The sequence below is a fragment of the Rhizobiaceae bacterium genome, assembly GCA_023953835.1.
GTDB lineage: Bacteria > Pseudomonadota > Alphaproteobacteria > Rhizobiales > Rhizobiaceae > Mesorhizobium_G.
Genome location: JAMLJB010000001.1, coordinates 3,460,538 through 3,486,366, shown reverse-complemented (window position 1 = coordinate 3,486,366; position 25,829 = coordinate 3,460,538). Strand labels below are relative to the sequence as shown.

Annotated in this window: 18 protein-coding genes, 1 tRNA gene and 2 pseudogenes; 15 read left to right on the top strand and 6 right to left on the bottom strand. The window is 61.6% G+C overall.

All coding sequences use genetic code 11. The annotated features are described in order from the left end of the window. The first annotated feature begins 64 nt into the window (after positions 1-64). A complete protein-coding gene (locus M9924_16355) occupies positions 65-1,213 on the top strand; it encodes an aminotransferase class I/II-fold pyridoxal phosphate-dependent enzyme (protein ID MCO5065968.1) in 1,149 nt (382 codons plus the stop codon). A gap of 61 nt (positions 1,214-1,274) precedes the next feature. On the opposite strand, the gene M9924_16350 is transcribed toward M9924_16355, so the two are convergent. Next, complete coding sequence (locus M9924_16350; GenBank protein ID MCO5065967.1) at positions 1,275-3,992, bottom strand: Rne/Rng family ribonuclease; 2,718 nt, start codon at positions 3,990-3,992, stop codon at positions 1,275-1,277. A gap of 610 nt (positions 3,993-4,602) precedes the next feature. Between M9924_16350 and M9924_16345 the strand changes: the two genes are divergently transcribed. From M9924_16345 to M9924_16305, 9 genes are all read left to right on the top strand, one after another. Next, complete coding sequence (locus M9924_16345) at positions 4,603-5,817, top strand: N-acetylmuramoyl-L-alanine amidase (GenBank protein ID MCO5065966.1); 1,215 nt, start codon at positions 4,603-4,605, stop codon at positions 5,815-5,817. A 182-nt stretch (positions 5,818-5,999) separates the two neighbouring features. Continuing rightward, positions 6,000-8,450 (top strand): penicillin-binding protein 1A, encoded by a 2,451-nt coding sequence (locus tag M9924_16340; protein MCO5065965.1) that lies wholly within the window; start codon positions 6,000-6,002, stop codon positions 8,448-8,450. A 230-nt stretch (positions 8,451-8,680) separates the two neighbouring features. After that, complete coding sequence (locus M9924_16335) at positions 8,681-9,892, top strand: glycosyl transferase family 1 (protein MCO5065964.1); 1,212 nt, start codon at positions 8,681-8,683, stop codon at positions 9,890-9,892. Between the two features lie 29 nt (positions 9,893-9,921). Next, positions 9,922-10,917, top strand: coding sequence for a glycosyltransferase family 2 protein (locus M9924_16330; protein ID MCO5065963.1), 996 nt, complete (start codon positions 9,922-9,924; stop codon positions 10,915-10,917). Next, entirely contained in the window at positions 10,914-11,849 is a 936-nt protein-coding gene (locus M9924_16325; GenBank protein MCO5065962.1) for a glycosyltransferase, read from the top strand. The genes M9924_16330 and M9924_16325 overlap by 4 nt, the downstream gene beginning before the upstream one ends. A gap of 45 nt (positions 11,850-11,894) precedes the next feature. Then, on the top strand, positions 11,895-14,234 hold the full coding sequence (locus M9924_16320; GenBank protein ID MCO5065961.1) for a polysaccharide biosynthesis tyrosine autokinase: 2,340 nt from the start codon (positions 11,895-11,897) through the stop codon (positions 14,232-14,234). A gap of 2 nt (positions 14,235-14,236) precedes the next feature. Then, the gene (locus M9924_16315) at positions 14,237-15,478 is read left to right on the top strand and encodes a glycosyltransferase family 2 protein (GenBank protein MCO5065960.1); all 1,242 of its coding nucleotides are present in this window, start codon (positions 14,237-14,239) and stop codon (positions 15,476-15,478) included. Positions 15,479-15,504: 26 nt separating this feature from the next. After that, positions 15,505-16,803 (top strand): O-antigen ligase family protein, encoded by a 1,299-nt coding sequence (locus M9924_16310; protein ID MCO5065959.1) that lies wholly within the window; start codon positions 15,505-15,507, stop codon positions 16,801-16,803. 1 nt (position 16,804) lies between these two features. After that, positions 16,805-17,821 (top strand): glycosyltransferase, encoded by a 1,017-nt coding sequence (locus M9924_16305; GenBank protein ID MCO5065958.1) that lies wholly within the window; start codon positions 16,805-16,807, stop codon positions 17,819-17,821. A gap of 5 nt (positions 17,822-17,826) precedes the next feature. Here M9924_16305 and M9924_16300 read toward each other — a convergent pair whose 3' ends face one another. Together M9924_16300 and M9924_16295 are read right to left on the bottom strand one after the other, a co-directional pair. Next, positions 17,827-18,159 carry a hypothetical protein gene (locus M9924_16300; GenBank protein ID MCO5065957.1) on the bottom strand — a complete coding sequence of 111 codons (333 nt, stop codon included), beginning with the start codon at positions 18,157-18,159 and terminating at the stop codon, positions 17,827-17,829. Positions 18,160-18,245: 86 nt separating this feature from the next. Beyond that, positions 18,246-18,512 (bottom strand): exopolysaccharide production repressor exox, encoded by a 267-nt coding sequence (locus M9924_16295; GenBank protein ID MCO5065956.1) that lies wholly within the window; start codon positions 18,510-18,512, stop codon positions 18,246-18,248. Between the two features lie 529 nt (positions 18,513-19,041). On the opposite strand from M9924_16295, the gene M9924_16290 reads away from it, so the two are divergent. From M9924_16290 to M9924_16270, 5 genes and pseudogenes are all read left to right on the top strand, one after another. Further along, positions 19,042-19,719: a sugar transferase gene (locus M9924_16290; GenBank protein ID MCO5065955.1), complete on the top strand. Its 678-nt coding sequence runs from the start codon at positions 19,042-19,044 to the stop codon at positions 19,717-19,719. Between the two features lie 236 nt (positions 19,720-19,955). Beyond that, positions 19,956-20,096, top strand: a pseudogene (locus M9924_16285) (polysaccharide biosynthesis/export family protein). Positions 20,097-20,135: 39 nt separating this feature from the next. Further along, positions 20,136-20,261, top strand: a pseudogene (locus M9924_16280) (SLBB domain-containing protein). Between the two features lie 874 nt (positions 20,262-21,135). Then, positions 21,136-21,954 (top strand): family 16 glycosylhydrolase, encoded by an 819-nt coding sequence (locus M9924_16275; GenBank protein ID MCO5065954.1) that lies wholly within the window; start codon positions 21,136-21,138, stop codon positions 21,952-21,954. 24 nt (positions 21,955-21,978) lie between these two features. Next, positions 21,979-23,475 carry a lipopolysaccharide biosynthesis protein gene (locus M9924_16270; protein ID MCO5065953.1) on the top strand — a complete coding sequence of 499 codons (1,497 nt, stop codon included), beginning with the start codon at positions 21,979-21,981 and terminating at the stop codon, positions 23,473-23,475. A gap of 207 nt (positions 23,476-23,682) precedes the next feature. Here M9924_16270 and M9924_16265 read toward each other — a convergent pair. The 3 genes from M9924_16265 to M9924_16255 all read right to left on the bottom strand — a co-directional run bounded on the left by M9924_16265 (position 23,683) and on the right by M9924_16255 (position 25,828). Continuing rightward, positions 23,683-23,768, bottom strand: a tRNA-Leu gene (locus M9924_16265). A gap of 80 nt (positions 23,769-23,848) precedes the next feature. Continuing rightward, positions 23,849-25,357 carry a tripartite tricarboxylate transporter permease gene (locus tag M9924_16260; protein MCO5065952.1) on the bottom strand — a complete coding sequence of 503 codons (1,509 nt, stop codon included), beginning with the start codon at positions 25,355-25,357 and terminating at the stop codon, positions 23,849-23,851. A gap of 9 nt (positions 25,358-25,366) precedes the next feature. Then, positions 25,367-25,828 carry a tripartite tricarboxylate transporter TctB family protein gene (locus M9924_16255; GenBank protein ID MCO5065951.1) on the bottom strand — a complete coding sequence of 154 codons (462 nt, stop codon included), beginning with the start codon at positions 25,826-25,828 and terminating at the stop codon, positions 25,367-25,369. Position 25,829 lies beyond the last annotated feature (1 nt).

Genomic DNA, 25,829 nt, shown 5'->3' with positions numbered 1-25,829 from the left:
TGAAACCCATATCATTCGGGCATTTGTGCGGCACCGAGCCGTTCCCCCAATGCGTGGAGTCATCATGGCGATCGCGATTTCGCGCCGCAGCAACGTCGAGCCGTTTCACGCGATGGACATTCTTGCCGAAGCCAACCGGCTGCGCGGCGAGGGGCGCTCCATCGTGTCCATGGCCGTCGGCCAGCCCTCGGACCCGGCTCCGGCGGCGGTGCGCGAAGCGGCGAGGCGGGCGCTGGAAGACGGGCGCATCGGCTACACGGATTCGCTCGGCTTACGCGGCTTGCGGCAGGCGATCGCGGAGCACTATGCGGATCATTACGGCATAGCCGTACCGTGGCAGCGGGTGGCGGTCACCACCGGCTCGTCGGCGGCTTTCAACCTGGCATTCATGGCGATGTTCGATCCCGGCGACCGCGTCGGCATCGCGGCACCCGGCTACCCGGCCTATCGCAACATCATGGCCGCGCTCGGCCTCGAAGTTGTCGAGATCCGGCTGGACAGCGCGCCCTATCTCAACGCGGACATGATCGAGGCCGAGCATCGCCGCGCGCCTTTGAAGGGTATCCTGTTCGCAAGCCCCGCCAATCCGACCGGCGCGAGCATTCCGGGCGGCGAACTGGCAAGGCTCGTACAGACGGCGGAGTCGCTCGGTATCGCTGTCATCTCGGACGAAATCTATCATCGCCTGAACTTCACAGGTCCCGACCAGACCGCGCTTGCCTGCGGTGACAATGTGACGGTCATCAATTCCTTCTCGAAATACTACTGCATGACCGGCTGGCGCATCGGCTGGATGGTTCTGCCCGAACCGCTTGTGCGACCTGTCGAGCGTATCCAGCAGAGCCTCTATATTTCTGCGCCCGAACTGTCGCAGATCGCGGCCATCTCGGCCTTTTCCGCGACGCAGGAACTGGAACGGGTGAAGGAGCGCTATGCCGCCAATCGGCAGATACTGGCCGGGCGCCTGCCTGCGATGGGCTTTCCGCTGGCCGCCCCGATGGATGGTGCGTTCTACGCCTATTGCGATGTCTCGCGCCTGACCAACGACAGCATGCAATTCGCGCAGCGCATGCTGGCGGAAGCAGGCGTCGCGGCCACGCCGGGGCGCGATTTCGACCCGGAACTCGGGCACAGGTTCATGCGCTTTTCCTATGCCGGCAGCGCGGACGACATGATGCAGGCCACGGATCGCATCGCCGCCTGGCTTAAATAGAAAAACCGCCCGGTTGTGGCCGGGCGATTTTGTCAGGAAAGATCGGAGCAGGCCGGTTTGCCTATCCGAAGAAGCCCTTGCGCTGCCACCAGCCCTTTTTCGGCTCTGTCGGCTCGCCGCCTTCCGCGCCTGATCCCGCTGAAGTCACTGAAGGCGTGGCTGCTTCGGTGGAAGTTGTCGCCGGGGAATCCTTGCGGCGGGTCGAGCGGCGCGGCTTCGCGGCGCTTGTCGTTTCTGCTTCTTCGGCGCCGTTGGCAGGCGATGAACCGGCCTTTTCCGAAGCCGCGGTGTCGATCGCTTCGGCGGCAATCGTCTCCTCGGGCGTTGCCTTGGCGGCCCGGCGCGTGCGCGTGGCGCGCTTCTTGACCGGCTCGGCCTTCACGACGATTTCCTCTGCGGGCGCCGCCACGGCGGCAGGCGCTTCGGCTTCTTCGGTCGGCTCCTCCGCCTTTTCGGCTTCGGCGGTGACGATTTCATCGGCATCCGAGGCGGACGCTTCTGCCGATTCGGCGCGGCTGCGCTTGCCACCGCGCTTGCCCCGGCGGCGCTTCTTGCCTTCCGCCTTTTCGGATTGGTCCTGCTCGGGCGCATCGTCCTGCTCGACGGCTTCCACCGCAGCGACGTCTTCCGCCTCCTCAGGTTGGTCGTCATCCGAAGCGGGCGCGTCGTCCTGCTCATCCGTCGCCGAAGCGCCGGCTTCCTGCTGGTCGCGGTCGCGTCCGCCACGACGGCGACGCCTGCGCTTGCGTTTGCGCTTCTGGTCGTCCGAGGCCTGCCGTTCGGAATCGGTCTCGGCGGCAGCCACGTCGGCGACCTCCTCGTCCACAATCTCGATGTCGTCCTCTTCCTCGACGACAGGCTGCTGCGGCAGTTCGCTCACAACGACCGGATGCTCGACGGGCGCGCCGCGCGCGATGGCGTAATGCTGTGACCCGACCGAATCATCCGATTCGATTGTGATGGTCAGTCCGAAGCGCCGCTCCATGTCCACAAGCGTGCTGCGTTTGTGGTTGAGCACGTAGAGTGCCGTCGCGGACGGCGTGCGCACCGTGATGTGGTGGCGGTTGTCCTTGAGCAGATGCTCCTCGATTGCGCGCACCACGAGCAGGGCGACCGACGAATCGGAACGAACATGGCCCGTGCCGCCGCAATGCGGGCAGGTTTTCATCGTGCTTTCCAGAACGCTTGCGCGAATGCGCTGGCGCGACATTTCCAGCAGGCCGAAATGCGATATGCGGCCCACCTGGATACGGGCGCGATCGTTCTTGAGGCAATCCTTGAGCTTCTTCTCGACGGCGCGGTTGTTCCGCGATTCCTCCATGTCGATGAAGTCGATCACGATCAGGCCCGCAAGGTCGCGCAGCCTCAACTGGCGGGCGATTTCCTCGGCGGCCTCGAGATTCGTCTGGACCGCCGTGTCCTCGATCGAATGCTCGCGCGTCGAACGGCCGGAGTTCACGTCGATTGAAACCAGCGCTTCGGTCTGGTTGATGATGATATAGCCACCCGACCTGAGCGTGACCTGCGGCTGCACCATGCGGTCGAGCTGCGCCTCGATGCCGCTGCGCGCAAAGATCGGCGTCGTGTCGCGATAGGGCTGCACCATCTTGGCATGGCTCGGCATGAGCATGCGCATAAAGTCCTTCGCCTCGCGATAGCCGTCATCGCCGGCCACGAGAATCTCGTCGATGTCCTTGTTGTAGAGGTCGCGCACCGAGCGCTTGATGAGGCTTCCTTCCTCATAGACCAAGGTGGGCGCGGTCGACTTGAGCGTCAGGTTACGAACGTTTTCCCACATCCGCATCAGATATTCATAGTCGCGCTTGATCTCGGCCTTGGTGCGGTTCTCGCCCGCCGTGCGCAGGATCACGCCCATGCCCTGCGGGACTTCCAGTTCCTTGACGACATCCTTGAGGCGCTTGCGGTCCTGCGCGCTGGTGATCTTGCGCGAAATACCGCCGCCCCGCGCCGTGTTGGGCATGAGAACGGAATAGCGCCCGGCGAGCGACAGATAGGTAGTCAGCGCCGCGCCCTTGTTGCCGCGCTCTTCCTTGACCACCTGCACCAGCAGAATCTGCCGCCGCTTGATGACTTCCTGGATCTTGTAGTGGCGGCGCATCGGGCGCCTGCGGTCGCGCGCCTCGTCCAGCGCATCGCCTGCGCCGACCGATTCGATGTCGCGCTCGTCGGCCGCCCCGGAGGAAACCTCCTCGATCCCGCCCGAACCTTCGCCAGCCTGTTCCACCGGCTCCGAAACGACATCGGCGGACGCCTCTGCGGCCATTGTCCTTGCTTCGTCGCTGTCCTGGCCTTCTGTTTCCTCGGCTTGCGCCTGCGCGGCGGATTCATCATCCGCGCCGCTCTGATCGTCCGCGGCTGCTTGCGCGCCTTCGCCGTTGCGGTTGCGGTTCTTGCCGCGCCTGCGGCGGCGACCGCCACGGTCGCGTTCCTGCTTGGGCTCGTTGTTTTCCTCGTCTTCCTCGTGGGCGGCAGCTTCGGCTTCCGCCTTCAAGAGCGCCTGCCGGTCGGCGACGGGGATCTGGTAGTAGTCGGGATGGATTTCGCTGAAGGCGAGGAAACCGTGCCGGTTTCCGCCATATTCGACGAAGGCTGCCTGCAGCGACGGCTCTACCCGCGTTACGCGTGCGAGATAGATGTTGCCGCGAAGCTGCTTCTTGTCCTGTGATTCGAAATCGAATTCCTCGATCCGGTTGCCGCGTGTAACGACGACCCGCGTCTCCTCTGGATGGGACGCGTCGATGAGCATTTTGTTTGCCATAAGAAATCTCCCCGGCGGGGGCTGCGCGAGGCGCGCGGATGGGGCCGCATAAGCGCCTCCTCGGCACAACACTGCCGCCGGACTGTATTGATGTTCGCTTCGAAGTGCGTGCGGGCCGCGACAGAAGCCACCGGCTGCGTTTCGCGCCGGGTCTCGGTTCTGTGATTTGCGGTGCCTGTCGTCATCGCCTCGTTCAGCGAAAGGGTTTAACCATGATCCGGTCCATCCGGATCGGCTTCTTCGCTCGTCAGGAGCCGGCGCGGAACTGATGCTCCGGGCCGTTTATCACCGGGTCCCGCGCAAGGCGGCCTTCCCGGAAAATCTCATATGACTGGGGCAGGGCTCTGCGCCGGGGCGGCTTACCGAAAGAACCGTTTGTGATCCGTCCCTAGGCCGCTGCGGCTTGCAATCGTGCCACAATCAACTTCGCTTGTATGGTGAAGCGCGCTGTCTGGCAACCCCGAATTATATCTGCGGGCCAGAGAGGGCAAACTGCAAAAAGAGCAGTGAAAAGGCTTGGTTAACCTTCTTTGCATACCAGTCGTTAATCGGCCGATGCGTCCGCGCGCATTGACCGGCTCTTGCATGGAGTTTCGACGGAAATATGGGAATGCCAGCTTCGTCCTGCAACATTTTCGGGCGGTTCTCCGGTTTGCTGGCCGTGCTCGTTGTCCTTGTGCTGTTTGCTTCGCCGGCTCAACCCGCGGCGAAAGCAACGGCTTTCGAGCTTTCCGGAAATCTTGATCGCACGGAAGCAAGCATCGCACTCGACCAGGACGCGGAGGTGAGCTGGTTTTTGTTGCAGGCTCCACACAGGCTCGTGATCGAGCTTCCGGAAACGGCTTTTGCATTCGATCCCAGGCAGCTCAAGCCTTTCGGGCTGGTCAACGGCGTGCGTTATGGCAAGGCAGCGGAAGGCCGCTCGCGCATCATCCTGACCAGCACCCATCCGTTTTCGGTGGAAAGGCTGGACGTCGAGCCGGATGCCGCGCGTGGCGGCTATTCCCTTGGTGTGACGCTGCTGAAATCCACCGATGCCGCATTTCGGGACGCCATGTCCGACCAGTTGAGCCACACGGGCGCGATCGCCGGCGGCAAAGATGAGGCACGTGCGGCCGGACATCCCTTCGTCATCGTGCTCGATCCTGGCCATGGCGGCTTCGACGGCGGTGCGGAAGGCGTCAGCGGCACCAATGAAAAAGACATCACGCTGGCCTTTGCGAAGGAGTTGAGGGAGCGACTCGCGGGGCAGGCGAACTACAAGATCGTGATGACCCGCGAATCGGACATGTTCCTGCGCCTCGACGAACGCGTGAAAATCGCCCAGCAGAATGCAGCGGACCTGTTCATCTCGATTCACGCCGACACGATTCGCTACAAGGGATTGCGCGGGGCGACAGTGTACACGGGCTCCGACCGGGCGTCCGATGCCGAATCCGAAGCACTGGCCGACCGTGAAAACCTGTCCGACCGGCTTGCCGGCGTTCCTACGGAAGACGAGAAGCACGAGGTTGCCGACATTCTCTTCGAGTTCGTGCGGCGCGAGACTCAGGACTATTCGGTCAGCCTCGCAAAGGATCTGGTGGGCGAATTGTCCCGCTCTGTCGGCGTCATCAACAATCCGCATCGCCATGCGCGGTTCAGGGTCCTGCGCGCGCCGGATGTGCCTTCGGTATTGATCGAACTCGGCTATCTTTCCAATATCGAGGACGAGACGAGCCTGCGTGATCCGCAATGGCGCGCGAAGGCCGTGGACAGCATCAGCGCGGCGGTCGAGAAATTCGCCGCGCGCAAGGGGGTTGCCGAGGCGCAGGCGCAGCGCTAAACGCACGCCAACACAAGTTGTTGCACGACAACAAGGTGGGCTTTTCTGGTCCTCCTGTGTGGTTTACGATTGCTTCGCCGTATTTTGCACACATCCCCATCGCAGGAGGTGACGGGTTTGTTTCGTGACAGCAGCTTGCGGCGAAGTGCGGATTCGAACCCTCGGTTCGATGTGGAGCGGGAATGATTCGGCTTCTCGGATATTTTTTTGGCATAGCCATCATGCTGGGCCTGCTTGCGGCTGCCGGCGTGGCTATGTTCGTGGGACATCTGGCAAAGGATTTGCCGGACTATGAGGTGCTTGCGAGCTACGAGCCGCCCGTCACCACGCGCATTCACGCTTCCGATGGCGCGCTCATGGGCGAGTTTGCGCGCGAGCGCCGACTGTACCTGCCGATCCAGGCCGTTCCCGACCGCGTGAAGGCCGCGTTCCTGTCGGCTGAGGACAAGAATTTCTACAAACATCCGGGCGTCGATATTTCGGGGCTATTCCGCGCTGTCGTGACCAATTTCCGCAACGCCGGGTCTGGACGCCGCCCGGTGGGTGCGTCGACCATCACGCAGCAGGTTGCGAAGAACTTCCTGCTGACCTCGGACCAGACCTACGAGCGCAAGATCAAGGAGATGTTGCTCTCCTTCCGCATCGAGCAGGCCTATTCCAAGGACCGCATCCTCGAACTCTATGTGAACGAGATATTCTTCGGTCTCGGCGCCTATGGCGTGGCGGGTGCCGCGCTCACCTATTTCGACAAGTCCGTCAACGAACTGACGCTCTCGGAAGCCGCCTATCTGGCGGCGCTGCCCAAGGGTCCGTCCAACTATCATCCCTTCCGCTACACCGATCGCGCGATCGAGCGCCGCAACTGGGTCATCGACCAGATGGTGGAGAACGGCTACGCGACGCATGAGGAAGGCGCGCGCGCCAAGGCCGAGCCGCTCGGGGTCAAGCTGCGCCGCCGCGGCAACTACCTGTTTGCCGGGGAATATTTCACCGAGGAAGTGCGCCGCGAGATCATCGCACGCTACGGACAGGACGCGCTCTATGAAGGCGGGCTTTCGGTGCGCACCACGCTCGATCCGCGCATGCAGGTGATCGCGCGCAAGGCGATGCAGCGCGGTCTCATCCGCTACGACACGCTGCGCGGCTATCGCGGCCCCAAGACGCAGATCGATATTTCGGACGACTGGGGCAAGGCGCTGGGTGATGTGAAGGGGCTCGATGACGTGCCGGAATGGCGGCTCGCCGTGGTGCTCGAAAGCTCCAAGGAAGGCGTGTCGGTCGGCTTGCAGCCGGACCGCGAAAGCTCGGGCGAGATTTCCGCCGAACGCGACCGTGGCTTCATAGCGGTCGAGGATATGCGCTGGGCGCTGCGCCACGTCGTCAACGGCGAGCGCGTAAAGGCCAATTCTCCCGCCGAAGTGCTGAACGCAGGCGACGTGATCTATGTCGAAAAGAAGGAGGACGGCGACGGCTACCTGTTGCGGCAGCCTCCGGGCGTGTCCGGCGGCATGGTAGCGATGGACCCGCATACCGGCCGCGTGCTGGCCATGGTCGGCGGCTTCTCCTACACGCAATCGGAATTCAACCGCGCCACGCAGGCGATGCGGCAGCCGGGTTCGTCCTTCAAGCCCATCGTCTATGCGGCGGCGCTGGACAATGGCTATACGCCCGCATCCGTCATCATGGACGGCCCGATCACCATCACCATCGGCAACCAGGTCTGGACGCCGAAGAACTATGACGGCAAGTCCGCCGGTCCCGCAACGCTGCGCAGCGGTATCGAGCGCTCCCGCAACCTGATGACCGTGCGGCTGGCCAACGACATGGGCATGAACATCGTCTCGGAATATGCCGAGCGCTTCGGTGTTTACGACAAGCTGCCGCCGCACATCGCCATGTCGCTCGGTTCCGGCGAAACGACGGTCATGCGCATGGTCTCGGCCTATTCGGTGATGGCGAACGGCGGACGCCAGATAAAGCCCTCGCTGATCGACCGCATCCAGGACCGCTACGGCAAGACGGTGTTCCGCCACGATGAGCGCGGCTGCGAAGGCTGCGCCGCGCAGGATTGGGAGAACCAGCCGGAGCCGGATCTGGTGGACAACGCCGAGCAGGTGCTCGATCCCATGACGGCGTATCAGATCACCTCCATGATGGAGGGTGTCGTACAGCGCGGTACCGCGACGATATTGAGGGATCTGAATCGTCCAATCGCCGGCAAGACCGGCACGACAAACGACGAGAAAGACGCGTGGTTCATCGGCTTCACGCCGAACCTCGTCGCGGGCCTCTATATTGGCTTCGATCAGCCGCAGCCCCTCGGCAAGGGCACGACCGGCGGCGGTCTTGCCGCGCCGATTTTCAAGGAGTTTGTCGCTGACGCGCTCAAGGATGCGCCGGTTGTCGATTTTCAGGTCCCGGCGGGCATGAAGCTCATTCCCATCGACCGCAAGACCGGCATGCAGGCATCGAAGGGCGGCGCGAACACGATTGTCGAAGCCTTCAAGCCCGGCACCGGGCCTGCCGACAGCTATTGGGTCATCGGCATGGATTCCGGCATCCAGCCGACCGGCGGGGCGCTATCGCCGGCAGCCAAGCAGGTGATCGACGGCGGCGGCGGCGGCCTCTACTGACCGCAAACCAAGTCATCAGTCGTGGTTTCTCGCGTTCCCGACGCCGTGACTCCGTGCCCGCAAATGACCTTACTTCTGTGTCATAACGGAGCATATGCATAGATTGGGCATCCTTCGGCGCAATTTCGGCGGAAAATGCGCAATTTTGCATAGCTCGACGGGCCACATTTTGGCCAATCGGACTTGACATTTTGAGAGGGCCCACAAACAATGTTGCAATGCACAATCGTATGACGCAAGTGCGAGACGCACTCCCGGTCGTATCAGGCGAGCTACAGGTCCTGTACTTCGTGCACGACTTGTCGGATTCAGCCGTGCGCCGCCGCGTCGCGATGTTCCGCGCAGGCGGAGCGAATGTGAAGATTGCAGGATTTCGGCGCGGGGCAGAACCGGCCGCCGACATCGATGGCGCCCCGGCAATCGATCTGGGCCACACGGAAAACGCACAGTTCATGCAGCGGATCGGGGCCGTGGCCCGCGCGGGCGTGAAGATCAGATCGGCCTTGGCCGGAATTTCAAAGCCGGATGTCATCGTCGCCCGCAATCTGGAAATGCTGGCGCTCGCGCGCCGCGCCAAGTCGGCCTTCGGATGGAAGGCCACGCCTGTTGTCTATGAGTGCCTGGACATCCACAGGCTGGTGCTGCGCAAGGACCCGGTCGGCATCGCGCTTCGCGCAGCCGAACGATCGTTCGGGCGAGGCGTCAGCCTGCTCATCACAAGCTCGCCCGCATTCTCTGCAAACTATTTCCAGCCCTTTCGACAGATTTCCGCGCCGTTGCAACTGGTCGAGAATCGTCATCTGGAACTGAACGAGCCCGATGACGCGCTTGATTCTCCCGCATGCGCGCCGCCCTGGCGGATCGGCTGGTTCGGCGCATTGCGCTGCCGAAAATCGCTGGAGATATTGTCGGCTTTCACGCGCAGCCAGCATGGACGCTATCACGCGGTCCTGCGCGGGCGTCCGGCGCTCAATGAAATGCCGAATTTCGAGGAGTTCGTCGCCAACGAACCTTACATGACGTTCGAGGGGCCGTACCGGAATCCGGAAGACCTCGGCGCGATCTACAATTCCGTCCATTTCTCATGGGCAATCGACTTTTTCGAGCAGGGGCAGAATTCGCAATGGCTGCTTCCGAACCGCATCTATGAGGGAAGCCGCTTCGGCGCGGTGCCCATCGTCATGAGCGGCACCGAAACCGCCCGCTTTGCCCGCAGGCGCGGCATGGGCGTGGAGCTTGCCGCGGACACGGTCGACGCCGTGAAGTCCGCTTTGCTTCCCATCGACTCTGAAAGTTATCTCGACCTGCGCGGCGCGGTGCTCGGGCAGGCGAAGTCATTCGTTTACGGACCGGCAGACTGCCGGCGCCTCGTGTCGAGGCTCGCCGGACTGCTGCAATCGCCAGAATCAAGTGAGGTGAGTGTCGTAGCCGCGACGCCATAGACAAACGCCAAAGACAAGGAGACCGCGCTTTGCGCCCCACAAAGCCGTTGCCTTCCGTTCTGATTGTCATTCCCTGCCTCAACGAGGCCGCCCACATTGGCGGCCTGTTGGATCAATTGTGCAGGGACACCGCTGGCCTCGATGCCAGGATTGTCGTCAGCGATGGCGGCAGTGCGGACATGACCGTCGCCATTGCCCGGCAGTCGGCGGCGAACGATCCGCGAATCGTCGTCATGGACAATCCAGGCCGCCTGCAAAGCTGCGCGGTCAACGGCGCGGTCCGCGCTTTCGGCGATGCCTGCGAGTTTGTTCTGCGGATCGACGTGCATGGCCGCTATCCGGCGGATTACTGCATCCGGCTGCTTCAAGAGGCGGTCGAGACCGGGGCGGACTCGGTCGTCGTGCCGATGCTGACCGAAGGCCGCGACCTGATTTCGGAGGCTGCCGCCGCCGCGCAGAATTCGCGCCTCGGAACCGGCGGCTCCAAGCATCGTCATGCCTCGGAAGGCCACTGGGTCGACCACGGCCATCATGCACTGATGCGCCGTTCCGCTTTCGTGGCTGTCGGCGGCTATGACGAATCCTTCAGCCACAACGAGGATGCGGAACTCGATTTCCGGCTGCGCGCTGCGGGCTTCCGCATCTGGCTGAGCGGCACTACCCACATGACCTACTATCCGCGCAATTCCTTTTCCGGCCTGTTCAAGCAATATCTTTCCTATGGGCGCGGGCGCGCCCGCAACCTCATGAAGCATCGCAGGCTGCCGAAGGTGAGGCAGGCGCTGCCGGTTTTCATCATGCCGGTGGCCGCCATGGGCTCGCTGTGGTTCCTGCACTGGCTCGCCGCGCTGCCGCTGCTGTTGTGGCTTGGTGCCTGCTTCCTCTACGCGTCGGCGCTGGCGCAGCGGCGGCGCAATCCGCGCCTCGTGCTTGCCGGCGTGTCGGCGGCCATCATGCACCTGGCATGGTCTGCGGGCTTCTGGCTTGAATTTGCCAACCACCGATACCGAGCGGAGACGGCATGAGCGACGAACGCCTGACGATAGACGTTTGTATCTGCACCTACCGGCGGCCTGAACTGGCCGCCGCCGTTCGCTCGGTTGCCGAGGCGAGCATGCCGGAGGGCGCGGACGTCACCATCATCATCGCCGACAATGACGAGACGCCGAGTGCGGCACCTTTGGCGGCAAAGCTCGCCGCCGAGATCGCGCTGCCTGTCCGCTACCTGCACGCCCCGGCGCGCAACATCTCGCTTGCCCGCAACTCATGCCTCGAGGCCTCGCAGGCGCAGTTTATTGCCTTTCTGGATGACGATGAGACCGCCAGCGGCGATTGGCTGGTGTCGCTGGTCAATGCAATGGAGTTCCGTCACGCCGACGTCGTTCTCGGCCCCGTGCGCGCTGTCTACGCGCCGGATGCGCCCGACTGGCTGCGCAAGGGCGATTTTCATTCCACCCGGCCCGTATGGGTCGATGGCAAGATCTGCACCGGATACACCTGCAACGTCATGATGCGCATGACATCGCCTTTCGTGCAGGGAAAGCGCTTCGACCTTGGTCGTGGCCAGAGCGGGGGCGAGGACACCGAGTTTTTCGACCGTGTTCACCGCAGCGGCGGGCGCATCGCATTTGCGCCTGAAGCCTGGGTTGACGAAGCGGTACCGCAGGAAAGGGCCAGCGTCTCCTGGCTGGTGCGGCGGCGCTTCAGGTCCGGCCAGACGCACGGCAAATTGCTGCGGGCGAGGCATAGCGCGCGCGCCCTGCCGAAGCTGGTCGCCACCGCGTTTGCGAAGGCGGCGTATTGCGCGGCCTTTGCGCTGCTCAACGTCGGAAATGAAAGCCGCCGCAACGGATATTTCCTGCGCGGCACACTGCATGTGGGGGCGATAGCCGGCCTGATGGGAGCCCGCGAACTCAAACAATACGGATTGGTCGGTTCAGACCAGCACGCAGGTTGATTTCACGCGACGAGATTCAGGGCGCATGACAGGATTGGACTTCCGATGAACTATGCCAACTTTCCCTATGACGGGAAAAGAGCGCGGCCCGCCGAGGAACCGCGCGACAGCGAGTTGATCGACATCGAACAACTTCTGCGCATGGCGCAACGGCAGGCCAAGATCGTCGCGATCTGCGCTGCCATCGGCCTCATGCTCGGTTTTCTCTATCTGAAGACCACGCCGCCGACCTACACAGCATCGGCGCGTGCTCTCATCGATGAAGGGTTGAGCCGCATCGGCGATGACCAGACGGAGATTCCGTTCACGCTGCAAACCGATTCCGCAGTGCTCAGCCAGGTGGAAATTCTCTATTCCGCGCGGCTGGCGGGAGCGGTGGTCGACAAGCTGAACCTGACGGAAGACGAGCGCTTCATGAACCCGCCGAGTTCGCTGGCGGGGCGCATCATCGGATTCGCCCGCAATGTGGTTGGCGCTTTGAGAGGCGCAGACGCCCCGTCGTCCGGGGAGGATGAGGCAAGCGGCAAGCGCCAATACGCCATCGAAACATTGCAGAAGAAGCTGGTTGCTCAGCGCGTCGGGCAAACCTTTGCCGTGTCCATCGGCTTTGAGGCAACCGACCCCCAACTCGCAGCCGCGATAGCGAACGCCTATGCCGACGCCTACCTGTCGCATGAGTTGAACGCCAGCTTCGACGCATCCGAGCGAGCCACGATCTGGATGCGCGACCGGATTGAGAATCTGCGCGTCAATTCTGTGAACGCGGCGCGGGAAGTCGAGGACTATCGCGCAAAGCACGGGCTGGCGGCATCGCAGGGGCAGCTTCTGGCCGAAAAGAAGGTCGCAGACCTGACCACCCAATTGATCGAGGCGCAGGCGGACACGGCGAAGGCGGAAGCGATCTACAACCAGTTCAGGGAGATCGTCGACAGCGGATCCAACCAGGCCGTCGCCAATCCCGCGATCACGTCGGGGCAGCTTCCTACGTCCGACATATCGGTCCTCAAGACGCGTTATCTCAACGTATCGCGGCGCGAGCAGGAGATATCCAGCAATTTCGGTCCGGAGCATGAACAGGCCGTCGCCTTGCGGCGCGAGCAGGCGGAACTGACGCGGTCGATCTTCGCAGAAGTGCAGCGGATGACCGACAGCTACCGAAATGACTTCGAGGTAGCCAAATCGCGCGAGGATGTTCTCCGCAAAGCGATTGACGATGCCCGTGGCTCCAATGCCGAAGCCGGGAAGGCGCAGGTGGAGTTGCGCGAGCTTGAGCAGCAGGCGTCCGCCCTGCGCACGCTCTACACGACCTTCCTCGAACGATACGAGGACACGCAGCAGAAGCAGACATTTCCCATCGGAAAGGTTCGCCTGATTTCAGAAGCGGTGGTCCCGCGCGCCGCGAGCGGCCCGCGCTCGTCCATCGTGCTCGGCATCGCTCTTGTGCTTGGCAGCATGATCGGCTGCGGTCTCGGCGCGCTCAACGAATTCAACGAGCGCTTCTTCCGCACCGGTGAAGATGTCCGCGAAAGGCTGGGCGTCAAGTTCCTTGGCTACATGCCGCTGGTCATGGAGCCCGAGAAGCCGAAAATGGGCCAAAAACCTCCCGAGGAAGCCGAGGCGGCAAGGCAAAGGGCAGCCAGCCGCCGGGCGCGAATGCGCATGGCGGTCACCGCGCCTGCTTCGATGCTTGCGGAAACGCTGCGCAACGCCAAGCTGGCGGGTGATGTCGTCTTGCAGGACACGCCGAGCAAAGTCATCGGCGTCATCTCCATGCTTCCGGGAGAAGGCAAATCCACGGTTGCGTCCAACTTCGCGCAACTGCTTGCGACATCTCAGGCCAAAACTCTGCTGATCGACTGCGATCTCAGGAACCCCGGCCTCACGCGCCAGCTAGCGTTCAAGGCGTCTGCCGGGGTAGTCGAAACGGTTGTGAAATCAAGGGACTGGCACACACTTCTCAAACACGACCGGCAGACCGGGCTGATGATGCTTCCCGCCATCGTCAAGCGTCAGCTTTCGCATACCAGCGAGCTTCTGGCTTCGCGCGGCATGCGCTCCCTGATCGAGCAGGCGCGCAAGGAGTTCGACTATATCATCGTCGACCTGCCTCCGCTCGGGCCGGTGATCGATGCAAAGGCGTTCGAGCCGCTGGCCGACGCATTCCTCATGGTCATCGAGTGGGGGGCGACACCGCGCGCGGTGGTGCGAAATGAACTGGCCACCGAGCCGCAGATCGCTGGCAAGCTTCTGGGTGTGATCCTCAACAAGGTTAAGGTCGAGGCGCTTGGCCGCTACGGCCGCTTTGGCGGCGTGGAACAGGTCATGCACACCTATTCCAAGTACTATACGAGCGATGACGAGCAGCGCATGGCGGAAGTCTCGTGACGATGCCCGGCGCGCCCCTGATTTCGGTGATTGTCGCCAACTACAATGGCGAAAGGTTCCTCCGTCGCTCCATCGCATCGATCCTGTCGCAAACCCACCGCAATCTCGAAGTGATCGTGTCCGATGACGGCTCGACGGATGGCAGTTTGACGGTGCTGGAGGAACTGGCGCGCGACGACCCGCGCGTCCGGTTTCTGGCGGACGGCACCAATGGCGGTCCCTCGCGCGCCCGCAACAGGGCGCTCGATGCCGCGCGGGGCGAATGGGTTGCGGTCGTCGATTCGGACGACCTCCTGCACCCTGAACGGTTCGAGCGCATGCTGGCGGTGGCGACCAGCCACAGTGCCGATGCGGTGGCGGACAATCTGCTTCACTTTCAGGACGACAGGACCGCCCCCGCGACGCTTCTGTTCAGCGACGAGCAGTTCGACCGCATGTTCCAGCTTACGGCGGAACTCGCCGTCCGTGCCGACACCGAAGGAAGCGGGCTTCCCAATTTCGGATATTTGAAACCCTTCATCCGCACCGCGCGGCTGGGTGGGCTGCGCTATGACGAGCGCCTGAAGATCGGTGAAGACTATGATTTCATGCTTCGGTTGCTGCTGAAGGGCGCGAAATTCCTGATCGTGCCGGAGCCGACCTATCTGTACCGCCGGCATTCCACTTCGACTTCGCACCGGCTTTCCGTGAAGGCGGTCGAAGAGCAGATCGAGGGTCAATTGCGGCTGGAATCGGAACTGACATCCGCCGAACCCGCGCTGAAGGCGGAACTCGCCGCGCGAATGGCAGCCCTTCAACGCGGCCTGCGCTTCGAGAAACTCGTTGCGGCGATCAAGGACAAGCGCTTCGTCGACGCGACTGGATTGCTGGCGCGCGATCCGGCACTGTCGTCAATGCTGTTCAACTCGCTGCGTGAGCGGACCGCACGGCGCATGATGACCGACAGGTCACGGAGCAGTGTGCAGGCGGTTCGGTCGCCACTCACCGTGGTGCTGACCGACGCAGAAGGGCCTCGCGAGACGGGCGAGGGCCAGGTCGAGGCGGTCCCCGCCTATTTGCCCGCCGACCAGGTGGAACCGAGCCGGGCGCTTGTGCTGCGCGCTGCGATCCGGCTCGTGGAATTGTGCCGGACCTCAAAGGTGACGCTGGTCAGCGAAGGCAGGGCAGGGCGCTATGCGGCTGGCTTCGTCCCGTTCGACCATGAGGCGGTTGAAATCCCTACACCTGCGGGCGCGAGCGGATAAGGTCGGTGATGGTTGCCCCGGCGCACATGCCACTCGCTACCCGACGCAAGGGCATTCGGGTCAATCTCAACGTGGTGCTCGCATTCGGCGCGCTCGCCGTTCTGGTTCTCACGCCGCTGTTCCGGTCCTATGCTGCGCTGTGCTTCCTGCTGTTCGGAGGCGCACTCATTGCGTTGCGACCGCACCAAAGCATGAGCGCCATCCTGCGATACTGGTACATCCTGATACTTCCGGCATTCTGCCTGTTTTCGACCCTTTGGTCGCAGTTCCCCGCGAATACGCTCCGCTATTCGATCCAGCTCGCGATTACGTTCGCCATCGCGATTGTCATCGCGCGCCGTATTTCGCCAACCGTACTGGCGCGGTGCTTTTTCGGCATCTATGGCGTCGGCATCGTTGGCAGCATCCTGTTCGGCCATGTGCGCGACGATATCGGCGCGTGGATCGGCATATTCGACAGCAAGAACGCGTTCGCGGCGGTCATATCCGGCTTTTCGATAGCTGCGCTTGCGGTCTTGCTCGACCGGCTTGCACCAAAAATGATGCGCCTTGCCGCACTGGTTGGCCTTGCGGTGTCCGGTCCGCTGATTGTGCTTGCCCAGTCGACGGGCGCTATCGCCACGCTGATGCCCGCGCTTGCCCTTGCGCTTCTGGTGCATTTCAGCGGGCGCTTCAGCCGGGCACAGAAACTGTTCCTTGGCACGCTGATCGTTCTCGGCGGCGCTGCACTCGTCATGCTGCTGGTGGCCAACGCCGACGCCCTTTTCGGCGGGCTGCTCAGCTATTTCGGGAAGGACACGACGCTGACCGGGCGAACGGAACTGTGGGCTTTCGGGTGGCACATGATCCACCAGAATCCGTTGTTCGGCGTTGGCTATCAGGCATTCTGGGTGCAGGGCTATGGCCCCGCCGAGGTGCTCTGGGCGGCATTCGGCATCAAGGCAAGGGCCGGGTTCAACTTCCACAACACTTATATCTCCAACATGGTGGAGATCGGCCTCGTGGGCGTGCTCATTCAGATGGCCATTCTCTACGGGGCGTTGCTCAATTGCCTGCTCTGGGCGTTTCGCCGGCCGTCGCCGGCCGCCGGTTTCTTCTGCTCGTTCACCGCGATGATCGTGGCTTCCACCTATCTGGAGGTGCCGGTGTTCTTCCAGTTCAGCATCACGTCAGTGCTCGTGGTGTGCGCTCTTGTGTACGGCATCGAGGAACGGCTTGCGTGGAAAGCACATCAGGTCCGCAGGATCGCCGCGCCCCCGCTGTTTCCCGCCATGCCCGCGACAGCAACGCTGAGCCCGGGCCAAAACCCGTTGTTGGAGAGGTGAGATGACCGAAGGGCTGGTTCATGTTCGCACGCCGACCTACAGACGACCCGACGCATTGGCGCGCTGCCTGCGGAAATTGCAGGCGCAGACCTGGGACAACTGGATTTGCACTGTCTACGACGACGATGCCGGACGCTCGGCCGAAGCGGTCTGCCGTGACCTCAACGATCCGCGCATCGAATATGTCCACAACGATCCGCAGAAATTTGCATCGAAGAACATCGACTATTGCTTCACCGCCGACAATCCGCACGGGGCCGGCTATTTTTGCGTGGCGGAGGACGACAATTACCTGCTGCCCTCCTTCATGGAGGAAAACATTGCGATCATCCGCAAGACCGGCGCGCAGGTGGTCCTGCGCAACCAGTTGGTCGAACATGCCGCAGGAACCCCGGACGCCAGGGTTGGGACTGTCGGTGTGCTCGACGGCCTTTTCCGCGAGGGGCCATACGATGCCGAAAGCTTTCGCCTTGTGCTGATGATGGGGATAGGGGTGTCGAATGGCGGCCTCTTCTGGTCCGGCGAGGCAAGCAGCGATCTGGAGATCGGCCATCCCTGCACGGCGACATTGCAGGAATATCTGCGCACCTTCGCGATAAACGAGCCGATCTATGTGGCGATGGAGCCGCTCGCCGTCTGGGCCGAAAACGCCGAACAGACGACCAGAAATGCCGAACTGCGCAGCGGCTATATCAGACGCGAACTCAACCTCAAGAAGTCGATACAGAAGCTGCAACGAATTGTCTGGTGCGACGCACTGCCGACTGCCCGGCGCAATTATCTCACCAATCCGTTGTTCATGCCGAGCATTGAGGAACGGGCAAGATCGATCGCAAAGGCAATCCCGCTGCACCGGCATGGCCGCAATCTTCCCTTGCTCGACCGGATAGAACTGACGGCGCGCGGCTGGGCCATTCGAATGCTCGGGAAAACGACGGGTGAATTCGACAGGTTCGTGGCCGAACGCAAGGCACGGCAGCGTCTGGCAAGTCACCCCAGCGTGAGCGATGCCCGATAGCCGGTTCAGGTCAGGGTTTGCGCAAGCCGCTTCATATCTTCAAGAACGTCGAGCTGGCGCGCGAGCGAGCCCGTTCGTTGCCGATAGCGTTCCATCGTTTCAATCATTTCATCGACCGAAGCGGCCTTGCTTTCAGGTTCTTCGCCATCCTCGATCGCTTCATTCAGGAACGCGGCATTTGCGGCAGTCGCTTCATACCGCGCTTCGAGCCCGTGCAGTTCGGTGGCAACCGATGCGCTCGTCTCATCGATGGCCTTGATGAGCCGATCAAGTCTTGCGGCGTCCGTTTGCCGGTCGCGGTCGGGACTGCGCGTTCTGAATGGCCAGGCGAGAGCCATGGGGGGTCCGCTTCCTGTTCGTCGTGCCCCACTATACGTGAGTCCCGCGCCAAGGTCGTGCCCTCAAAAAACGGAAGAACAGACCCTCAGCCGGAGGTCCTGTGCGTGGTCAACGAATCAGCGTCCTTGGGCACGGGCGCTTGCGACCCGGCTCCGTTGTTTCGCTCCGCCGTCGGTTTGGGAGCGGCGCGCACCATTGCCAATACGATCAGGAAATATCCGACCTGGAGAATCACTGCACATGCGACGATTCGCAATGCGATGATGCCGACCGATGCCGAATCAAGGTATGACCAGACAGCTACGATGCAGATGACGGCAAGCATCCCGATGAGGAATTTGGGAAATGTCATTTGCCCGATAATCGCCCGCTGACGCTCACTGCCCTATGGCAGTAATCCCTGAAAAATGCTGGTCAGCCGAACTTTGACCGCTTGCGGCCAACCAAAACCTGCCCCGATCGTTCATCATATCGCAAATTTCGCGGGGAATGCAAGGAGCGCCAGCGTGCGACAATTGGCTGTGTGCGATGCACCCGACAATATATTCATCATGGTTTAATACCACTAAGCACGAAGTATATAATTTTCTACTTACTACAGATAAAGATATAGCATTATATTTCGCGATTTATAATCTCGCTTAATATCAGAGAAATATTGATAAATCCGAATAAAATATTCAGAATAAATTTTGCTAAATATCTACATTAATCAATTCGGATGGTAAATATATCCTTAAGCGTCAAAAAAATGCCAGAGTTGTGTTTTGCCCTACGCCTCGGGGGCGACCTTTTGACATGGGTGCTATGCAAAAAAATTATGTTGCAATGCACCAAAGAAGGAGGCACGCTATGACACTTGCTAACATCTGGAGTTTTCAATGAAGGATTTAGCTAAGTCGCTAGATGCAGGCCTGGCCAAAATCGAACGTCCGGTATCGCCAGCGGTTGGCGGCTTTACGAAGCGTGGCATGGACATAGCGGGGTCCGCGCTCGGGTTGATCCTGATCGCTCCGCTCTTTCTCCTGCTCGTCGCCCTCGTGAAATTGTCGGACGGCGGTCCGGCCTTTTATGCGCACCGCCGCATCGGGCGGGGAGGGCGGGTCTTCAACTGCCTGAAGTTCAGAACCATGGTTCCGAACGGTGACGAGGTGCTCGCGAACTATCTGCGCGAGAACCCGGCAGCGCATGAAGAGTGGAGGCGCGACCGCAAGCTCAAGGACGATCCGCGCGTCACCCCGGTCGGTATCGTGCTGCGAAAATTGAGCCTCGACGAACTGCCCCAGATCATCAACATCCTGCGTGGCGACATGAGCATTGTCGGGCCGCGACCCGTGGTCCTTGACGAGCTTGAGAAATACGGCCCTGCCGCCGCGCACTATCTGAGCACGCGCCCTGGCCTGACGGGCCTCTGGCAGGTCAGCGGCAGGAACAACATCTCCTATGACGCCCGCGTCCAGTTCGACCGGCATTATGTCGAGAACTGGTCCGTGGCCTCGGACGTGATCATCATCTTCAAGACGATCCCGGCGGTCTGGCTGGCGCGCGGCAGCTATTGAGGCAGCCGCCCTCGGGCGACGCAGCAACCGCCGCAAAATGCGAACACTTCGGAACCCGACAAAGGACCACTCCGGTGCATAGCAACTCCCACTTAGTTCCAGCACGTTTCCTGCGCGGCGCTGTCGCCGGCCTGTCAATGGCAGGCGCACTGCTCGCCTGGGCACCCGCCTTCGCCGACCAGCCGACGACATCGGTCGATTCCCAGGACAAGCTGATGATCCGGTTTGTCGAATGGATGACCGTCGAGGGCGAATTTCGCGACTGGTCCAACCTGACCGGCGAATACACAGTCGGTGCAGCCGGGACGGTTTCGGTCCCGCTGATCGGCGAGGTGGAGGCGCGGGGCCACTCGACATCGGAAATCTCCGAGGCGATCGCCGATGCTTTCCAGAAAAAACTCGGGCTTTCCGACAAGCCCGGTGTTTCCGTGGAGCTTATGACCTATCGTCCGTTCTACGTGGCCGGGCAGGTCAATTCACCGGGCGCCTATCCCTATGTTCCGGACCTCACCGTGCTGAAGGCAATCAGCCTTGCGGGAGGCGATCCCCGCGTTGGCGATGTCCAGCGGGTGGAGCGCGACATGCTCAACGCCAAGGGCGATCTCGACGTGCTGGCCGATGAACATCTGCGCCTTGTGATCCGGCTTGCCCGGATCGTCGCGGAAGGTCAGGGCAAGGAAAAATTCGACTTGCCCGCAAATGTCGCCTCAGGCCCGTTGGTGGATGGAATCGTGGCCGATGAACAGGCGGTCCTCACATCGCGCCAGCGTGGCGTAAGCCTGCAACTGAGCACACTGAACGACCTCAAGGGACTTCTGGAAAAGGAAATCGACTCGCTGGAGCAGAAGATAAAATCGCAACAGCGCCAGATCGACCTTGCCCGCAAGGAGTTGGAAGGGCTGGGCTCGCTTGCCGACAAGGGATTGGTCGTCAACACGCGCGTGCTTGGCTCCGAACGCTCAGTCTCGGACATGGAAAGCAAGCTGCTCGACTACCAGACCGAAATATTGCGCGCCAGGCAGGACATCAACAAGGCCACCCTTGATTCGAATGCGATCACCAACAAGGCCGCGTCCGACCTCGCAGCGGAACGGCAGGAAGTAGAGGCGGCGCTCAGCAAGGCGAAGCTGAAACTCGATACGCAGAAAAGCCTCGTCGCGGAAACGCAACGTGCCGCGAGCGACTTTGCCGCGATGGGTCTGCCGACATTCAAGGTGACTTACACCGTGCTGCGGCAGGCCAACGGCAAGGCCGAGGAGTTCGAGGCGTCGGAGAGCACGCCCGTCCTGCCGGGAGACGTGGTGAAGGTGACCCGATCCGTCGAGACGGATGACCCGCCGGCCGTGCGCTAACGCAGATCGAGATCGGAAGCACAGCCCTGCGCTGCCGATGTGTTCGAAGAGTGGAGGTCCATCGATGTCAGTTCAGAAAAGGTGGGGCCGCCGGGCTCAGGTCTTGAGTGCGCGCAATGCCGGGGTATCGGCGGCGCTTGCTTTCGCGCTCGTCGCGGGATTGCAGGTGCCCGTCGCGGCGCAGGAAACGGCAAAATCCTTCGTCGATGATTTCTCGAACTTCCAGCGATCCCGCTGGTATGTCTCCGACGGTTGGTCGAACGGCGACTACCAGAACTGCACATGGTCATCGAAAATGATAAAGATCGCCGATGGCGTACTGACTCTTTCGTTTGACGAGCGACCATACAAGGAGAGGAACTTTTCCTGCGCCGAGGTCCAGACGAAGCAGCTCTTTTCCTACGGCACTTTTGAAGCCCGGCTCAAGACCGACAGCGGCGCGGGGCTCAACAACGCCTTTTTCACCTTCATAGGCCCGCAGAACGGCAAGCCGCACGACGAGATCGATTTCGAGGCGATCACCAAGGACACGTCCCGCATCGAAGTGAATACCTATGTCGACGGCAAGCCGCACCATGGCGGCAAGATCGATGTACCCGGCGGCACCGACAAGGAGTTCAACGACTATGCCATCGTCTGGGAACCCGACCAGATACGCTGGTTCGTCAATGGCCAACTGGTGAAAACCGCTGCCAGCGACATCCTTCCCAAGGAGCCCCAGAAGATATTCTTCAGCATCTGGGGATCGGATACGATGAAGGACTGGATGGGGGATTTCAGCTTTCCGGGCCGCAGGTTGAACATGCTCGTTGATCGCGTTGCCTACACGGAACTTGGTGCGGATTGCCAGTTTCCCGAATCCGTCGCCTGCAAGTTGAAATGAGCGCTATGGCAGGAATGAACCCCATTGCTTGACCGGCCAGCCGAAGGCGCGCAGGACAAGGCGGCACCGTCGCTTGAGCACATGCAGAGCGGGCGCGCCCGCGCCGCCGTCGCCGGATCCTTCTGGTCGACCGTGAATTTTCTCGTGCCTGCGCTTGTTGCGGCGGTGGTTTTCGCGATCACGTCGCGGCATCTTTCGCCGACCGACTTCGGCCTTGTTTCCTTCGCCGCCACGATCACGATGATCGGCTCGGCGCTCGGGCCGGGCGGCCTCGGCGAGGCGCTGATCCAGCGAAAGGCGATCGACGACCGGCACCTGAACGCCGTGTTCTGGGCCTGCGTGGCCAGCGGCGCACTATTGACCGTAGCGATTGTCCTCGCAGCGCCTTTGATCGCCTCTGCTTTCGCCGATGAGCGGCTGACCGGGCTGACGGCGCTGCTTGCGCTGCGCATCCTGTTCGATATGGCAGCCATCGTGCCGAACGCCTTGCTGGTGCGGCAGATGTCGTTTGGGCGGCTGGCGCTGCGCACCACTTTGGCGTCGCTGATCTCGGGCGGCGTCTGCCTTGCGCTGCTGTTTGCCGGATATGGGCTTTGGGCGCTTGCCGTCTCCCAGCTTGCCACCTCCGTCAGTATCGCGGCAGGCTCCATATTGTCGGTGAAATGGCGACCCGGATTGAGTTTCGACCGCATCGCACTCCGCGACGTGCAGGGCTATGGCCTGTTCGCCACCGGCCAGCGGATCGTGCAGATGATCAATTTCGACCAGTTGCTGATCGGTGCGCTGGCCGGCACCTATGCGCTCGGCATTTTCAGCTTCGCCAAGCGCATTCATCTTCTGTTGAGCGACATGATCGGCGGCGGGCTGCGGCTTGTTTCCTTTTCCGTGCTGTCGTCGATGCAATCGGAGCCGGAAAAGCTCAGGCAGGCCTATCTTTTCGCGACATTCCTTTCCTCCGCCGTGTCCTTTCCATTGTTTTGCGGGCTTGCGGCCATCGCAAACGACGCAATCCCGCTCGTTTTCGGGGCGCACTGGCTCGAAGCCGTGCCAACCCTGCAAGCCTTCTGCCTTCTCGGTCTGGTCGCAAGCATTGGTTTGCTCCAGTCGGCGCTGATAAACAGTCAGGGCAATGCCGCCTGGTGGTTCTACTATCAGGTGGTCCAGCAGGCGCTGACCGTGCTGACCGTGCTCGTGACCTTTCCATTCGGAATCACGACCGTCACCGTAGCGCTGGTCGCCAAGACCCTGATCCTGTGGCCGGTGACCGTCGCCAAGACGCTGCGGCTGCTGGACATGAAGGCAGGGACCTACGCGAAGTCGTTTTTGTGGCCGACTGTCGCCTCTGCCATCATGGTGCTCGTCGTATTCTACGTCAGAAATGCGCTCCCCGGCGATGCGCCGGTTGCGCGGCTACTCGTTGAGATCGCAGCGGGCGCGGCAAGCTATCTCGCCATTCTCTGCATTCTTGAACTCGGGCGTCTCAGGCAATTTGCGGGGATGGTCATCACTCGAAAGAGTTGAAACCAACGGCTGTCTGTTTGCCGGAAAAGTTAAAGCCCGCCGAGGGAGGAGGTTCGGCGGGCTTATCTCACATGACGCTAAAGGGAGGAGGAAGCGTCAGTAGGCATAATCTACGGCGTGCCGTTTTCTTGTTCAACAATAAAAATTGCATAAGTTCTATGCAGTTTTGCATTGCACGTTTGCCGTCTATCTTCCACCAGGCCGAGTTGGTGGCCGCTGTGGGAATCGAACCCACACGGGCAAAGCCCGAGAGATTTTAAGTCTCTTCCGTCTACCAGTTCCGGCAAGCGGCCGAAGCGACGAAGCTTCGCAGCTGTTCCTATACAGAAATTCGCCTGCTGTCAGCGTCGTTGGCAAGCAGGCGCAAGCCAGATCAGTCTTCGTCCACAAAGACCTCGTCGCGCTTCTTCCGCACGCTTGGCAGCAGCACCACCACCAGCACCACAACCGCAATCGCCAGCAGGATGGCGCTGATCGGCCGCGTTACGAAAGTGGACGGATCCCCGCGCGAAAGGATCATTGCGCGGCGCAGGTTTTCTTCCAACAGCGGGCCGAGAACGAAGCCCAAAAGCAACGGGGCGGGTTCACAGCGCATTTTCTGGAGGACGTAGCCGAGCAGTCCGAAAAACGCGACGGCGAAGAGGTCGTAGATGTTTGAATTCACGCTGTACACGCCGATCGAGCAGAACGCCATGATGATCGGGAACAGCACGTAGTATGGAACGGTAAGCAGTTTGACCCAGAGGCCGATGAGCGGCAGGTTCAGCACGATCAGCATCAGATTGCCGATCCACATCGAGGCGATGATGCCCCAGAACAGAGCCGGCTGCTCGGTCGCGACATTGGGACCGGGGACTATGCCCTGGATAATCATCGCGCCGATCATCAGCGCCATCACAGGATTTGCCGGAATCCCCAGTGTGAGCATGGGAATGAAGGATGTCTGCGCCCCGGCATTGTTGGCCGATTCAGGCCCGGCAACGCCTGCGATTGCGCCGTGTCCAAATTCCTGAGGCTCACGGGAAACGCGCTTTTCGACTGTGTATGAAGCAAAAGAGGCGAGGATCGCGCCGCCTCCCGGCAGGATGCCCAGAGCCGAGCCGATTGCGGTGCCGCGAAGAATCGGGGCCGCCATGCGCCTGAAATCGTCGCCGGACGGCATCAGGCCAGTGACCTTGCTGATGAGCACTTCGCGCGACCGCTCGTTTTCAAGATTGCGCAGGATTTCCGCGATGCCGAACACGCCAACGGCCAGCGCGACGAAATTGAGGCCGTCCGCATATTCCCGGATGCCGAGCGTGAAGCGGGGCGTGCCGGAGATCACATCGGTTCCAACGAGCCCGAGCAGCAGGCCGAGCGCCACCATGGCGAGCGCCTTGACGATGGAGCCGCTGGCAAGCGCGATGGAGGAGACGAGGCCGACGATCATCAGCGAGAAATATTCCGCCGCGCCGAATTGCAGGGCAATGGAAGTCAGCGGAGGCGCGAAGATCGCGACCAGAAATGTCGAGACGGTGCCCGCGAAGAACGAGCCTATGGCAGCCACAGCGAGCGCCACGCCCGCGCGGCCCTTGCGTGCCATCTGGTAGCCGTCAATGGCGGTCACGGCAGATGAGGACTCACCCGGCATATTGATGAGAATGGCCGTCGTGGAGCCGCCATACTGGGCACCGTAGTAGATGCCAGCGAGCATGATGAGCGAGGACACCGGGTCGCCAATCTGGAAGGTGATCGGCAGCAGCATGGCGATGGTCGCGGTCGCTCCGATGCCGGGCAGCACGCCGATCAGCGTGCCGAGCAACACGCCGATGAGGCAGAAGCCCAGATTGTAAAGCGTGCTCGCGGTGGCGAAGCCGAGTGCGAGATTGTTGAACAGTTCCATGTCTGACCTCTACATGCCGAGCCATGGACCGAAGGTCCGGAAGGGCAGGCTGAGGCCCCATGAGAAAACCACATAGGAAAACGCGGTGACGCAGACCGAGAGGACGAGCGCGGCAATCGGCGTCATCTTGTGGCTTGCGAAGGATGCGACAAGCGTGGTGACGAACAGCGCAGGCAAAAATCCCAGGCCGCGAACGGTCAGACCGAATATGATCGGCGCCGGCAGAATGAAGAACATCCCGCGCCAGGCAATCGCGCCGAGCGGCTCCCCCTCGACCCGTGTGGCCTGAACGAAAATGATCGCGCCGAGCACGATGAGGATTGCCGAAAGCGCCAACGGAAAAAATCCCGGACCCATCCTGAACGTGGTTCCGATCTCCATCGAAAGCGCTTGAATGCCGAAATAAAGCCCGACGGCGATCAGCAGCGCGCCGCAGGCGAGATTGGTCTTGTCAAATGAGAACGAATTCATG

Coding starts and splice junctions, on each gene's coding strand:
- M9924_16300 (MCO5065957.1), bottom strand. CDS start 18,159: ATGGCTCTCGCCTGGCCATTCAGAACGCGCAGTCCCGACCGCGACCGG.
- M9924_16325 (MCO5065962.1), top strand. CDS start 10,914: ATGAGCGACGAACGCCTGACGATAGACGTTTGTATCTGCACCTACCGG.
- M9924_16275 (MCO5065954.1), top strand. CDS start 21,136: ATGTCAGTTCAGAAAAGGTGGGGCCGCCGGGCTCAGGTCTTGAGTGCG.
- M9924_16335 (MCO5065964.1), top strand. CDS start 8,681: ATGACGCAAGTGCGAGACGCACTCCCGGTCGTATCAGGCGAGCTACAG.
- M9924_16320 (MCO5065961.1), top strand. CDS start 11,895: ATGAACTATGCCAACTTTCCCTATGACGGGAAAAGAGCGCGGCCCGCC.
- M9924_16295 (MCO5065956.1), bottom strand. CDS start 18,512: ATGACATTTCCCAAATTCCTCATCGGGATGCTTGCCGTCATCTGCATC.
- M9924_16310 (MCO5065959.1), top strand. CDS start 15,505: ATGCCACTCGCTACCCGACGCAAGGGCATTCGGGTCAATCTCAACGTG.
- M9924_16350 (MCO5065967.1), bottom strand. CDS start 3,992: ATGGCAAACAAAATGCTCATCGACGCGTCCCATCCAGAGGAGACGCGG.
- M9924_16345 (MCO5065966.1), top strand. CDS start 4,603: ATGCCAGCTTCGTCCTGCAACATTTTCGGGCGGTTCTCCGGTTTGCTG.
- M9924_16260 (MCO5065952.1), bottom strand. CDS start 25,357: ATGGAACTGTTCAACAATCTCGCACTCGGCTTCGCCACCGCGAGCACG.
- M9924_16315 (MCO5065960.1), top strand. CDS start 14,237: ATGCCCGGCGCGCCCCTGATTTCGGTGATTGTCGCCAACTACAATGGC.
- M9924_16305 (MCO5065958.1), top strand. CDS start 16,805: ATGACCGAAGGGCTGGTTCATGTTCGCACGCCGACCTACAGACGACCC.
- M9924_16355 (MCO5065968.1), top strand. CDS start 65: ATGGCGATCGCGATTTCGCGCCGCAGCAACGTCGAGCCGTTTCACGCG.
- M9924_16255 (MCO5065951.1), bottom strand. CDS start 25,828: ATGAATTCGTTCTCATTTGACAAGACCAATCTCGCCTGCGGCGCGCTG.
- M9924_16290 (MCO5065955.1), top strand. CDS start 19,042: ATGAAGGATTTAGCTAAGTCGCTAGATGCAGGCCTGGCCAAAATCGAA.
- M9924_16340 (MCO5065965.1), top strand. CDS start 6,000: ATGATTCGGCTTCTCGGATATTTTTTTGGCATAGCCATCATGCTGGGC.